Source organism: Kitasatospora sp. NPDC101447, assembly GCF_044767225.1.
Taxonomy (GTDB): domain Bacteria; phylum Actinomycetota; class Actinomycetes; order Streptomycetales; family Streptomycetaceae; genus Kitasatospora.
The window spans coordinates 29,817-42,783 of the sequence record NZ_JBIWNL010000009.1 but is presented as its reverse complement, the minus strand read 5'-3'; the positions used below and the strand labels follow the sequence as shown (position 1 = coordinate 42,783).

The following is a 12,967-nucleotide window of genomic DNA, read 5'->3' as shown; positions in this document are numbered from 1 at the left end:
CCGTCACCGCCGCCGCTTGGACGTCCCGAACAGGCTGCGCGAGATCTCCTGCCCGAGCTGGCGCCCCGCCGAGCGGGCGAAGGACTTCACGGTCGGATTGCTCAGCAGCGACCCGAGCAGCCCGCCCACGCCCTCCTTCTCCCCCGAAGCCTCCCGGGGCTCCCTGGACTCCCTCGCCTCCCGGGGCTCGTCGGCCTCACGCGTCCCACGCGCCCCGGGCCCGGAGCGCTCGGGCTCCGTCGACGCCGCCTCCGGCCGGGGCGCCCGCGCCGCGAGCTTCTCGTACGCCGACTCCCGGTCGACCGCGTCCCGGTAGCGCGCCGTCAGCGGAGAGCCGTCCACGGCCGCCCGCAGCGCCCCCGCCTCGATCGGCCCCATCAGCGACTGCGGCGCCCGCAGCCTGGTCGCCGCGACGGGCGTCGGCGCGCCCTCCTCGGACAGCACGGTCACCACCGCCTCGCCGGTGCCGAGCGAGGTCAGCACCGTGCCGAGGTCGTACGAGGAGCGCGGGAAGGTCGAGACGGTGGCCTTGAGCGCCTTGGCGTCGTCCGGGGTGAAGGCGCGCAGCGCGTGCTGCACCCGGTTGCCCAACTGCGCCAGCACGTCGGACGGGACGTCCCGCGGGGTCTGGGTCACGAAGAAGATGCCGATGCCCTTGGAGCGGATCAGCCGCACGGTCTGGGTGATCGCCTCCAGGAAGGCCTTGGAGGCGCCCTTGAACAGCAGGTGCGCCTCGTCGAAGAAGAACACCAGCTTCGGCCGGTCGAGGTCGCCGACCTCGGGCAGCTCCTGGTAGAGGTCGGCGAGCAACCACATCAGGAAGGTGGAGAACAGCCGCGGCCGGTCCTGCACCGCAGGCAGCTCCAGCACCGAGACCACGCCCTCGCCGGCCGGCGTGGTCCGCAGCAGCTCGGCGGTGTCGAACTCGGGCTCGCCGAAGAACTGCCCGGCGCCCTCGTTCTCCAGCACCGTGAGCGCCCGCAGGATCACCCCGGCGGTGGCCGCCGAGAGGCCGCCGAGGGTCTTCAGCTCCTCCTTGCCCTCGGGCGAGGCGAGGAAGGCGATCACCGCGGTCAGGTCCTTGAGGTCGTAGAGCTCCAGGCCCTTGCCGTCGGCGTAGTGGAACACCAGGCTGAGCGAGGACTCCTGGGTCTCGTTCAGGTCCAGCACCTTGCTGAGCAGCAAGGGCCCGAAGCTGGTGACGGTGGCCCTGATCGGGATGCCCGTGCCCTGCCCGCCGAGCGCGTAGAACTCGGCGGGGCGGCCCTGCGCCGCCCACTGCTGCCCGACCTCGGCGGCCCGGGCGGTGGTGCGCTCGCTCGCCGTGCCGGGCGCGGCGACGCCGGAGACGTCCCCCTTGATGTCGGCCAGGAACACCGGCACGCCCTGCGCGGAGAGCTGTTCGGCGATCAGCTGGAGGGTCTTGGTCTTGCCGGTGCCGGTGGCCCCGGCGACCAGCCCGTGCCGGTTGAGGACGCCCAGCGGGATGCGCACCTGGGCGCCCGGGTACGCGGTGCCGTCCAGCAGCACCGCGCCGAGGTCGAGGGCGGGCCCGGTGAAGGCGTACCCGTCGGCGATCTCCCGGACGGCTTGCGGGGTGGGGGCGGAGGACATCGGCACACTCCTGGGCGGATCGGAACCATTCGGCACGCGTCGCCACGCACCGGCACGCATCGGATCGCATCGGAACGCTTCGCCACCGGAACCGGAACCCGATCGACTCGAACCGGTCGACACCGGGCGATGTTCGCGACATTTCCCATCAAACAGCCGCATTCGTCCACCCGCAGTTCACACCGGTGCGCGTGGCGGCGTCGCGGCTGCTGCGTCATTCGCCGCCCAAACGGTAGGCTTTCCGTGTGATCTTCAAGCGCATCGGCAATGGGCGGCCGTACCCGGATCACGGCCGGACGAGCACCCGACAGTGGGCTGACGTCGCCCCGCGTCCGGTGCGGCTCGACCAGCTGGTGACCACCAAGGGCCAACTCGACCTCGAAACCCTGCTGGCCGAGGACTCGACCTTCTACGGGGACCTCTTCGCCCACGTGGTGAAGTGGCACGGCGACCTCTACCTGGAGGACGGGCTGCACCGGGCCGTACGGGCCGCGCTGCAGCAGCGCCAGGTGCTGCACGCCCGCGTCCTCGAAATGGAGTGACGGGCCCCCGGCACCGGGCCCGTCGGACCGGCCGCAGGCTTCCGGACCGCCCCCTCGCCACCCGGCGGAGGGCGGTCCGCGCGTACCCCGGTACCCCCATTCGGGTACCGGGCTACTCCAGATGATGATCATTTAGTACCTTCGCAGCTGTACGGCACTACGCTGCTGACTACGGCCGCGACCAGGGGATCCGCCCGCACCCGGGGGATGCCCCTACCCGGCCGACCCGTCATCCCGACCCCGCCCCGGTACGAGGGGGAGACAAACCATGAGCATGTTGACTCCCCAAGGCCTCAAGGGGAAGCAGTACCGCGTCACCGGCAACTCCTACCCGCGGCTGGGCCGGCCCCCGAAGAAGAGCCGCAAGGTGATCGCCGCGCTCGCCGGCCTGCTCGCCCTGGCCCTGATCGGCCTCGGCGGCGTGCAGCTCTACGACATCTTCACGGGCCGGAACAAGAACTCCTCCGCCCAGGCGTGCGCGACCTCCTCCGGCAAGCCGCTGGCCGCCCCCACGCCGGGCGCGACGCCGGGCGCCCCCGCGGCCTCCGGCGCGCCCGCCGCCGCCCAGGGCGACCCGCACGCCGTCCCGCAGCCCACCGCGGTCACCGTGAACATCTACAACGCCACCACCAAGGCCGGCCTGGCCGGGCGGACCGCCGAGGAGTTCAAGAAGCGCGGCTTCGTCATCGGCAAGGTCGGCAACGCCCCGGCCGAGCTGGACAAGAAGGTGCCCGGCACCGCCCAGGTGATCGCCGGCCCGACCGGCGCCGGGGCCGGCACCCTGGTCGGCTCGCAGATCGCCGGCGCCACCGTCACCGCGGACGCCCGCGCCGACGCCACCGTGGACTTCATCATCGGCGACAGCTACAACGCCCTGCTGGACGAGACCCAGGCGGCCGCCGCCCTCGCCCTGGCCACCAAGCCCTCCCCCACCCCCACGGCGGCCGGCAGCTGCTGACGCCCGGTACGGACAACGGAAGGGCCCTGCGGCGCGCTGCCGCAGGGCCCTTCCCATGGGTCCGTTCTCCGTCGGGGACTCAGCCCGCGGTGCCGTACAGCCGGTCGCCCGCGTCACCGAGGCCGGGGACGATGTAGCCGTTCTCGTTGAGCCGCTCGTCCAGGGCGGCGGTGACCACGGTGACCGGCAGGTCCGCCAGCTCCCGGCGCATCACCTCGACGCCCTCGGGGGCGGCCAGCAGCACCACGGCGGTGACGTCGGTGGCGCCGCGCTCGATCAGCATCTTGATGGCGGCGACCAGGGTGCCGCCGGTGGCCAGCATCGGGTCGAGCACGTAGACCTGGCGGCCGGAGAGGTCGTCGGGCATCCGGGTGGCGTACGTGGAGGCCTCCAGGGTCTCCTCGTTGCGCACCATGCCGAGGAAGCCGACCTCGGCGGTCGGCAGCAGGCGGGTCATCCCGTCCAGCATGCCGAGGCCGGCCCGCAGGATGGGCACCACCAGCGGGCGCGGGTAGCTGAGCCGGGTACCGAGCGTGACCGCCACGGGCGTGGTGATCTCCACCTCGTCGGTGCGGACGTCCCGGGTGGCCTCGTAGGCGAGGAGGGTCACCAGCTCGTCGGTCAGGCGACGGAAGGTCGGCGAGTCGGTGCGCTCGTCGCGCAGGGTGGAGAGCTTGTGGGCGACCAGGGGGTGGTCGACGACGTGGAGACGCATGTACCGAGGTTAGCCCGCGTCTGGACGCCTGTACGACATGCCGGGCCCGACCCGGGCGCCGGACCGGGTGACGAACCCGTGACACGCCGTGACACGGGGTGAATGTCCGGACGGAAGCGGCTGCTGTGGTATCAACCGGGCCGTTCTGGGAATGTCACGTCTTATGACGAGCAACCCGAAGGCCGGGGACGGCTCGGCGGACGAGCCCGTCGGCGGGGCGGGCCGGCGCGCGGGCCCGCCGGACGACCCCCCGGAGACCGAGGCGGAGCGCCGCAAGCGGCGGGCCGTCTTCCTGCGCGAGCTCACCGAGGCGCGCGAACTGCGGGAGCGGGTCCAGCCCCGCCGGACCAAGGAACGGCGGATGCGCGAGGCGATGCGGATGCGAACCTTCCGGATCTGACGGGCCTCCGAGCGGGTCCGCGGCAGGGCTCGCGGCGGGGCGGAGACGGGGCGCGATCGGCCCCGGCGGGCGTTCGGAGCAAATTTCGACCGGCTTCGGACCGTCCCGCCACGGCTCGGCCCTCCGCCGCCCGGCCCTTCCGACACGACCTGCAAAGACGCGCTGCCGAACACCCCCCGCGAGGGCGGGCTTTCTGTCACGATTCCGATGGGACGGTCCGAACAAGCGGACCGCCTCTGGCGCGGGGGCGGCCAGATTCCGCGTTGCCCGGCGCGCCGACAGCCGAGACCGATGATCTTGGGAGTGTCCCTGGTGGCGTACTTCGCTGCAGTGCTTGCTCGCACCGAGGACGGGTGGGATGTGAGCGAGACGGAGCTCGACGACGTCGAATCCCTGGCCGATCTGGCCGACCTGGCCCGCAACTCCGCGCAGGACGACGACAGCGTCCTGATCTTCATCGAACAGGAGGACTCCTGGTTCGCCGTCGTCCGCGTGGACGGTGAGGACGACCCGCGGATCTTCGTGTCGGACGGCGCCGCCGCGGCCCGCAGCTCGTACGGCTCCGTCCTCACCGACGAGCTGGTCGACCAGGCCGGCGAGAGCGAGTTCGGCGACCTGGACCACCTGCTGGACGAGGAAGCGGATGCGCAGGCCCAGGACGACGAGGACGCCGAGCCCCGCGGCGGCGTCCCGGTCGGCCCGCTCGGCGACGCCCACCTGCTCACCGAGTTCGGCCTGGCCTCCGACGAACTGCTCGCCCTCAGCGGCGAGGGCGCGGTGCCGGGCGACGCCCTGGAGGAGATCGCCGAGGCCCTCGGCTGCGGCGAGGTCCTGGAGGCCGTCCGGTAGCGGCCGGATACCCGACACTGGATGCCATGCAGCCCGCATCCACCGCCCTGACCGTCCCGCACGTCCCCCCACTGCCCGCCCCCGTCCGCCCCGACCCGGTCCGCGACCGCTGGGCGGCGCCGATGCGCCTCGCCATGGCCGAGGCCGCCCTGGCGCCGGCCACCGGGGACGTCCCGGTCGGGGCGCTCGTCCTGGGCCCGGACGGCGAGGTGATCGGACGCGGCCACAACGAGCGCGAGGCGGTCGGCGACCCGACCGCGCACGCCGAGGTGGTCGCGATCCGGCAGGCGGCCGCCGCCGTCGGCGAGTGGCGGCTCGGCGGTTGCACCCTGGTCGTCACCCTGGAGCCGTGCACGATGTGCGCCGGCGCCATCGTGCTCTCCCGGATCGACCGGGTGGTCTACGGCGCCCTCGACGAGAAGGCCGGCGCGGCCGGCTCGCTCTTCGACGTGATGCGCGACCGCCGGCTCAACCACCGCCCCGAGGTGATCTGGGGCGTCCTCGCCGAGGAGTGCGGCGAGCAGCTGCGGGCGTTCTTCGACACCCACCGCTGAGCCCCTCCGACGGCCCTCCCGATACGGATTTCGTTCCCGAGCCACCCGTCCGGTAGAGTTCCCCTCGGTAGCGTGTCCGAGCGGCCAAAGGAGCACGCCTCGAAAGCGTGTGTGGGGGCAACTCCACCGTGGGTTCGAATCCCACCGCTACCGCCAGAAAGCCCGAGGGCCCGTCCGATCCGGACGGGCCCTCGGCGTTTCCGCGCACCCTCGGACACGGAAGCGGCCCCGTACACCGGGCCGACGACCACCGACGCCCGGTCCGTACGGAGCCTGGAGGGGGGAGCGGCTCGGGGGGACTGACCGCTCCCCCGGCGGAGTCCCACAACCGGCACCGCGTCGGGGGGAAGCCGCGGCGGCCGGTCCCACAGCGGGGAGCTCCGGATCCACGCACCGGGGATTCCTGCCAGATCCTCGGTACGTCATCCATCCTGCCGCCCGGCTCGCGGCCGGGCACCCGGAGAAAGGCCCCACTCGCGGGGACCTTCGTCCCGCCGGCCGAACGCGTCGCACACTTGATAGCCCGTCCGGGTGGATAAGCTGCCCCCTGCAGGCCGCTCGGGGACCGGATGACGGCGGCCCACCGCTGGGAGGAAGGTCACCCGATGGCGCAGGCGAAGAAGATCGGCATGGTCCTCCTGCTCGTCTTCGTGCTCTACTCGATCATCACGTCGCCGGCCCGCTCCGCCGAGCTCGTCCAGCTGGGGTTCGAGGGCATCTCGAACGCGGCCAAGGCGGTCGGCACCTTCATGACCGGCCTGATCAAGTAGACCGGCCCGACCCGGCGTGACCGACCCGGGCTCCGGCCCGGGCTCCGGCCCGCACCCGACCGGCGGACGGCCGTCCGGCGGCACCGGTGCACCGGCTACGGTGGGCGGGACCCCACCCCCGTCCGCGAGGAGCGGCAATCGTGATCCGGCACCTGGTCCTGTTCAAGCTCAACGAAGGCGTCAGCAAGGACGACGAGCGCGCGCTCGCCGGCGCCAAGGCCTTCTCCGAACTCGGCGCGGTCATCCCCGAGCTGCGCGAGTGGGAGTGCAACTGGAACACCACCGAGCGGGACATCGCGTACGACTACGCGATCAACAGCCTGGTCGAGGACCGCGACGCCCTGCAGGCCTACCTGACCCACCCGGCCCACCAGGCCGCGGCGGCCCTGTGGCGCGAGTTCGCGACCTGGGTGATCGCCGACATCGAGGTCTGAGCACCCGTCCGGCCCCGCCCCGTCCGGCCCCGCCCCGTCCGGAGCCCGTCACGGGCCCTTCCCCCGGACGGACCGCGGCGCCCCGTCCGACCTCCGGGCGGGGCGCCTTGCTCTGTCCCGGAACGATCCCCGCCGCTCCCCGCCGACCGGCCGGGCGCAGGTCGAACGGCCTACCAACACACCTCTACCGGGTGCTTGCCCGACCTGCGCCCACCTTGTGATGCTATGACCGGTTTTGCCGGACATGGCGAGGTGATGAACCAGCCGCGACACCCGATCCGCAGGGCCCGCCGTTGTCGACTTTGGGAGGGGTGACGTGTCCGTGGACGAGGTGCTGGCTGCGATCATCAGCCCGGCCGGCGAGCTCCGCCCGGACGGGCTGCGCGGCCCCGGCGGGCGGCCCGTCGTGGACGTCCGGACGCTGACCCGGGTGCTGTTCGAACGGCTCGCCGAGCTGCCCCCGGACGCCCCCGAGCGGGAACGCGTCCGGGCCGCCCTGATCGAGGTGAACATCCCCCTGGTCCGCTACGCGGCCACCCGCTTCCGCAGCCGCAGCGAGCCGATGGAGGACGTCGTCCAGGTCGGCACCATCGGCCTGATCAACGCGATCGACCGCTTCGACCCCAGCCGCGGCGTCCAGTTCCCCACCTACGCGCTGCCGACCATCCTGGGCGAGATCAAGCGCTACTTCCGGGACAACGTCCGCACCATGCACGTCCCGCGCCGGCTCCAGGAGCTGTGGGTCCAGGTCAGCGGCGCGATGGAGGAGCTGACGGTGCTGCACGGACGGGCCCCCAAGGTGCCGGAGATCGCCGCCAGCCTGCGGATCCCCGAGGAGGACGTCCGGGCCTGTCTGGACGCCGGGCGGGCCTACAACGCGGCCTCCCTGGAGGCCGCCCAGGAGCACGAGGGCGGCCTCGCCCTGCTCGACCGGCTCGGCTACGAGGACGCCGCGCTGGCCGAGGTCGAACACCGCGACATGGTCCGTCACCTGCTGGTCCAACTCCCCGAGCGGGAGCGCAGGATCGTGATGCTGCGGTTCTTCGCCAACCTCACCCAGTCCCAGATCAGCACCGAGCTGGGGATGTCCCAGATGCACGTCTCCCGGCTGCTCTCCCGGATCCTCAACCGGCTTCGGACCGGCAACTCCTGGGAAGAGTGAGATTGCAGCGCGTTACCCCCGCGTGACATCTTGCGACGTTCGGGTTTGCCGTGCACCGTGTTCCGGTATGGAGGGGGGAGGGCCCCGCCGGGAACCTCCGTGCGAGGGCCCCCGTTCAACCGTCAGTCACAAGGGGGTGGGTGCATGTCCGGAGAGCTGGGCACTGCGGAGATCCACGCTGGACACGCCAACGGCACGGCCGTCGCCGAGGACCTGGTCCCGCGGCAGCGGGTCGAATCCGTCCGGCCGCCCGGCCCCGACGCGGCACCGGAGCCGCCGGCCGGCTCCGGGCTGGACACCCGGACGCTCTCCCGCTCGCTGTTCCTGCGGCTGGCCGCGCTGGAGCCCGGCAGCGCGGAGCACACGTACGTCCGCGACACCCTGATCGAGCTCAACCTGCCGCTGGTCCGGTACGCCTCGGCGCGCTTCCGCAGCCGCAACGAGCCGATGGAGGACATCGTCCAGGTCGGCACCATCGGCCTGATCAAGGCGATCGACCGCTTCGACCCGGAGCGCGGGGTGGAGTTCCCCACCTTCGCGATGCCCACCGTGGTCGGCGAGATCAAGCGCTTCTTCCGGGACACCAGCTGGTCGGTCCGGGTGCCGCGGCGGCTCCAGGAGCTGCGCCTGGCACTCACCAAGGCCGGCGACGAACTGTCCCAGCGGCTGGACCGCTCCCCCACCGTCGCCGAGCTGGCCGCCTGCCTGGGCGTCAGCGAGGAGGACGTGGTCGAGGGCCTCGCGGTCGGCAACGCGTACACCGCCAGCTCGCTCGACTCGGGCTCCGGCGAGGAGGACAGCGACGGCCCGCTGGCCGACCGGCTCGGCTACGAGGACCTCGCGCTGGAGGGCGTCGAGTACCGGGAGTCGCTGAAGCCGCTGCTGGCCAAGCTGCCGCCGCGCGAGCGCCGGATCATCATGCTGCGGTTCTTCGGCAACCTCACCCAGTCGCAGATCGGCGAGGAGATCGGGATCTCGCAGATGCACGTCTCCCGGCTGCTCACCCGGACGCTCACCCGGCTCCGCGAGGGCCTGATCAACGAGGGCTGACCGAACCGGGCCGACCGGCGGACGCCGATCGACGGAGGCCGAGCAGGAGGGCCGGCAAGAGGCCCAGCGGGGGCCGAGCAGCGGGCCCAGCAGGGGCCGAGCAGCGGGCCGGGAGCAGGGGGCCGATCGACGCGGGTCGATCGGTCCCCTCAGCTGTCGCTGCCGTCCAGCAGGTTGACGCGCAGTCCGGCCAGCACGTCGTCGTCCAGCCCGAGCCCCTCTCGCCAGAACGGTTCGAAGCCGCCCCAGCCGGCCTCGACCTCCGCGAAGGCCGCGTCCAGGTAGGCGCGGTCGGCCCGGAAGACCGGCAGGAGCAGCTCGGGCTCGCGCATCAGGCCGCGGGCCGCGAAGTCGCCCAGCACGCGCTCGACGACCGCCGCGGAGCGCTCGTTGGTGAGCAGGTAGTCGTCGAGGACCGTCGCGCGGTCCACCCCCAGGGCGGTCATCAGGAGCGCGGCGGCCCAGCCGGTGCGGTCCTTGCCCGCGGAGCAGTGGAACAGCAGCGGCGGCCCCTCCGGGGCGGCCAACAGGCGCAGCAGGGCGGCGAAGCGCTCGCGCGCCACCCGGTCCGTGACGAACCATCGGTAGAGGCCGGTCATCATCGCGCCCGCCCGGCCGTCGCCGAGCAGTGCCCGCTGCCGCTGCGCACTGGCGTCGGACAGCGCATCCCTGATCATCACGTAGATGTCGAAGTCCGTTGCCAGCAAGGGGAAGTGGTGCAGCGCCACACCATCGGGCAGCCGGTCGCGGCCGGCCTCGCGGACCTCGTCCATGCTGCGCAGGTCCACCACCCGGCGCAGGCCCAACTCGGCCAGCGGGCCGAGGTCTTCGGCGGTGACGTGGTTCAGGCCGTCACTGCGCAGGGCCACTCCGCGGCGCAGGATCCGTCCGTCGGCCGCCCGGTAACCGCCCAGATCCCGTGCGTTCACCGCGCCGCGCAGACCGAGGCTGCGCCCGACCGACTCCGTTCCGCCCCCCTCCGGCGCCGAATTCCGTGCGTTCACGATTCTTCCGGACCGGGCCTGCCGATCGGTCACGCGCGCCTCCATTGCATATTCAGACTGTCACATGGCACAACGGTGCCCGATATTGCATGAACCTGCCCAATGGACCGGGGAGATGTGCAAGAGTGTCATGCGCAACGACGACAGTGTAGGTGTCCCACCCACCCCATCGGGCCACACCGTCGGTAACCACCTGTAGCGCTCAGCTTCCGGTTTTTCATTTTCAATTCATTATTTGCGTCACCGGTCCGGTTCCGGTCACAATCAGCGCCTTCATGGCAACGCCATGAACGTTGGTAACAGGTTCGCTGCACTCTCGCCCATTTGGTCCCTCGCACGGCCGACCCTCGACCAGGATGGGCGCCGGGCAGCCTGCTGCCCGCGAACAGCTACACGGGCAGGCGAGCGCCGAGCAGCGCGTTGCCTGGCCCAAGGGGAGGATCAACCATGGGTCGAGCGACCCGAAGAGTCGCCGCGTGCGCGGCGGCAGTCCTGCTGGCCGGCGGCCTGCAGACCACCCTGGCCTTTGGCGACACCACGGCGCCCAGGATCGACCTCACCATCCTGGTCGTCGACGACGGCGGTCCCTCGGTCGCGGCCATCACCGCCGAGCTCAAGAGCCAGGGCACGCCGTACAAGGTCGTCAGCCTCAATGACCCCAACCGTCCCGTGATCAACGCGGCTTTCCTGAGCGACACGGTGAACGGCCAGCCGCGCGGGAAGTTCCAGGGCATCGTGCTGCCCAACGAAAACCCCTTCCCCAACAGCGCGGCCGAGATGACGGCCATCGCGAGCTACGAAGCCGCTTTCAACGTCCGTCAGATCGACGCGTACACGTGGGCCAGTCCGGCGGTGGGGCTGAACTACGCGCAGAATCCCGGATTCGTCGGCACTCTCGACGGATTCCAGGGCGCCACCACCGCGGCCGGAACGTCGGGATCGTTCGGGTACCTCAAGGGCAGCGTCCCGTTCGAGGACAACGACCCGAGCGTCAGCGAGAGCTACGGCTACCTCGCCACCCCGCTCGCGAGCCTCCCGGCCGGCGCCTCCTTCGTCCCGCTGGTCGACGCGCCGATACCCGGCGGCACCTCGCGCGGGTCGCTGGTCGGCGAGTACACCCACGACGGCCGCAAGGAACTGGTCGTCACGTTCGTCTACAACCAGTACCAGCAGCAGTACCGCCTGCTCGCCCGCGGCATGGTCGACTGGATCACCCAGGGCGTCCACCTCGGCTACGACCGCAACTACTTCGCGGCCCACGTCGACGACGTCTTCCTGGCCGACGACCGCTGGGACACCACGCTGAAGTGCACCCCCGGCGACGTCACCTGCCCGCCCGGCACCCCGGACACCGCGAACCCGATCCGGATGACCCAGGCGGACGCCCAGTACCTCAAGCAGTGGCAGACCGCCAACAACTTCACCCTGGACATGGTGTTCAACGGTGGCGGCAGCGAGGACTGGAAGGCCGACCACGAGACCACCGTGGACCCCACGGCGAGCCAGATGATCGCCGACCAGAACAGCTACCGCTGGGTCAACCACACGTACACCCACCCGTACCTGGGCTGCGTCCAGGACGTCTCGGTGGTGCCGTGGAAGTGCACCAAGGACGCCGCGGGCAACACGGTCTGGACCGACCAGAACACCGTCTCCAGCCAGATCAAGAACAACTTCGACTGGGCCAGGACCAACGGCCTGAACGTCGACCCGCAGGTCCTGGTCACCGGCGAGCACTCCGGTCTGCTGACCGCCCCGCAGGAGACCAGCGACAACCCGTACCTGGCCCCGGCGCTGGCCGCCAACGGCATCAAGTTCACCGGCAGCGACGCCTCCCGCGAGCCCGCCCAGCGGGCCGTCGGCTCCTCGACGCTGACCGTGCCGCGGTACCCGATGAACGTCTTCTACAACGCCGGCACGGCGAAGGAGGAGACCGACGAGTACAACTGGATCTACACCAGCGCGGCCAACGGTGGCAGCGGCGTCTGTGAGAACAACGCCAACTCGACCTGCCTGCCGGCGCCGCTGGACGTCAACACCGGCTTCCAGTCGTACATCGTTCCGCTGGAGGCCCGGATCGACCTCGGCCACGTGCTGAACAACGACCCGCGGCCGCACTTCATCCACCAGTCGAACCTGTCCGAGGACAAGATCCTCTACCCGGTGCTGGAGAAGATCCTCGGCACCTACCGGTCGCTGCACGCCGACAACACCCCGATCGTGAACCTCGGCGAGCGCGAGATCGGCCAGGAGTTCCAGAAGCGCGCGGCCTGGAACGCGGCCGTCGCCGCCGGCAAGGTCACCGCCTACCGGGTCGGCAACACCGTCACGGTCAGCGCGCCGTCCGGTGTTCAGGTCCAGGCCACCATGCCGACCGGCACTTCTCAGAAGCTGGTCATCGGATCGACCGGGTTCGGTTCGTCCTACGCCGGTACGCTCTCCGGCTGGGTGTCCCCGGGCTCCCTGCAGAGCAACGTCACCCTGCAGCTCCCGTCCGCTCCGGCCGCCCCGGCCGCGGTGGCGCCGAGCGTCGCGGCCAAGTCCGTCCCGGCCGCGGTGCCGGCGGACAAGAAGGTCGTCCCGCAGGGCGTCGCCACTCCGGTCCCGGTGGGCCCGAGCGACATCACCCGCAAGCCGGCGCCGTCCCTGGTGCCCGGCAGCGGGACCCCGGTGCCCGGCAAGGGCGTGACCACTGATAACAACGGTCACGGCGGCAAGGGCGCGGCGAACAGCGGCAAGGCCTCCGGGGGGACGGCCACGCCGAGCAGCACCGCCGGACGCTCCGGCAAGCGGTAACCCGTAACACCCGCCGGCGGGGGGGGGGGGGGGGGGCCCCCCCCCCCCCCCCCCCCCCCCCCCCCCCGGCCCCCCCCCCGGGCCCCCCCCCCCCCCCCCCGGGGGGGGGGGGGGGTGCG

General features: G+C 71.9%; 13 protein-coding genes and 1 tRNA gene. 11 read left to right on the top strand and 3 right to left on the bottom strand.

What is annotated here, in order from left to right; translation table 11 throughout:
• Positions 1-3 precede the first annotated feature (3 nt).
• A complete protein-coding gene (locus tag ACIRST_RS15745) occupies positions 4-1,614 on the bottom strand; it encodes a helicase HerA-like domain-containing protein (RefSeq protein ID WP_402802779.1) in 1,611 nt (536 codons plus the stop codon).
• A gap of 245 nt (positions 1,615-1,859) precedes the next feature.
• On the opposite strand from ACIRST_RS15745, the gene ACIRST_RS15740 reads away from it, so the two are divergent.
• Positions 1,860-2,156, top strand: a complete 297-nt coding sequence (locus ACIRST_RS15740) for a type II toxin-antitoxin system VapB family antitoxin (protein WP_030061387.1) — start codon at positions 1,860-1,862, stop codon at positions 2,154-2,156.
• Positions 2,157-2,424: 268 nt separating this feature from the next.
• Complete coding sequence (locus ACIRST_RS15735; protein ID WP_402802778.1) at positions 2,425-3,114, top strand: LytR C-terminal domain-containing protein; 690 nt, start codon at positions 2,425-2,427, stop codon at positions 3,112-3,114.
• A 79-nt stretch (positions 3,115-3,193) separates the two neighbouring features.
• On the opposite strand, the gene upp is transcribed toward ACIRST_RS15735, so the two are convergent.
• On the bottom strand, positions 3,194-3,829 hold the full coding sequence (gene upp / locus ACIRST_RS15730) for a uracil phosphoribosyltransferase (protein WP_350506235.1): 636 nt from the start codon (positions 3,827-3,829) through the stop codon (positions 3,194-3,196).
• A 163-nt stretch (positions 3,830-3,992) separates the two neighbouring features.
• Here upp and ACIRST_RS15725 point away from each other — a divergent pair, with 163 nt between their 5' ends.
• The 8 genes from ACIRST_RS15725 (at position 3,993) to ACIRST_RS15690 (ending at position 9,048) form a co-directional block, all read left to right on the top strand.
• Positions 3,993-4,229, top strand: a complete 237-nt coding sequence (locus ACIRST_RS15725) for a hypothetical protein (RefSeq protein ID WP_350519726.1) — start codon at positions 3,993-3,995, stop codon at positions 4,227-4,229.
• 291 nt (positions 4,230-4,520) lie between these two features.
• Positions 4,521-5,078 (top strand): tRNA adenosine deaminase-associated protein, encoded by a 558-nt coding sequence (locus ACIRST_RS15720; RefSeq protein ID WP_350519725.1) that lies wholly within the window; start codon positions 4,521-4,523, stop codon positions 5,076-5,078.
• Positions 5,079-5,104: 26 nt separating this feature from the next.
• The gene (gene tadA, locus ACIRST_RS15715; protein ID WP_350519724.1) at positions 5,105-5,632 is read left to right on the top strand and encodes a tRNA adenosine(34) deaminase TadA; all 528 of its coding nucleotides are present in this window, start codon (positions 5,105-5,107) and stop codon (positions 5,630-5,632) included.
• A 66-nt stretch (positions 5,633-5,698) separates the two neighbouring features.
• Positions 5,699-5,788, top strand: a tRNA-Ser gene (locus ACIRST_RS15710).
• 449 nt (positions 5,789-6,237) lie between these two features.
• A complete protein-coding gene (locus tag ACIRST_RS15705; protein ID WP_350519723.1) occupies positions 6,238-6,402 on the top strand; it encodes a hypothetical protein in 165 nt (54 codons plus the stop codon).
• A gap of 140 nt (positions 6,403-6,542) precedes the next feature.
• Positions 6,543-6,836: a Dabb family protein gene (locus ACIRST_RS15700; protein ID WP_350519722.1), complete on the top strand. Its 294-nt coding sequence runs from the start codon at positions 6,543-6,545 to the stop codon at positions 6,834-6,836.
• Positions 6,837-7,158: 322 nt separating this feature from the next.
• A complete protein-coding gene (locus ACIRST_RS15695; protein ID WP_396545244.1) occupies positions 7,159-7,998 on the top strand; it encodes an RNA polymerase sigma factor SigF in 840 nt (279 codons plus the stop codon).
• Positions 7,999-8,142: 144 nt separating this feature from the next.
• Complete coding sequence (locus ACIRST_RS15690; RefSeq protein ID WP_350519721.1) at positions 8,143-9,048, top strand: RNA polymerase sigma factor SigF; 906 nt, start codon at positions 8,143-8,145, stop codon at positions 9,046-9,048.
• Positions 9,049-9,197: 149 nt separating this feature from the next.
• Here the strand turns inward: ACIRST_RS15690 and ACIRST_RS15685 are convergent, their stop codons facing one another.
• Entirely contained in the window at positions 9,198-9,977 is a 780-nt protein-coding gene (locus tag ACIRST_RS15685) for a tyrosine-protein phosphatase (protein WP_402802776.1), read from the bottom strand.
• Positions 9,978-10,499: 522 nt separating this feature from the next.
• Between ACIRST_RS15685 and ACIRST_RS15680 the strand changes: the two genes are divergently transcribed.
• A complete protein-coding gene (locus ACIRST_RS15680) occupies positions 10,500-12,848 on the top strand; it encodes a hypothetical protein (RefSeq protein WP_402802775.1) in 2,349 nt (782 codons plus the stop codon).
• The last annotated feature ends 119 nt before the right edge of the window (positions 12,849-12,967 follow it).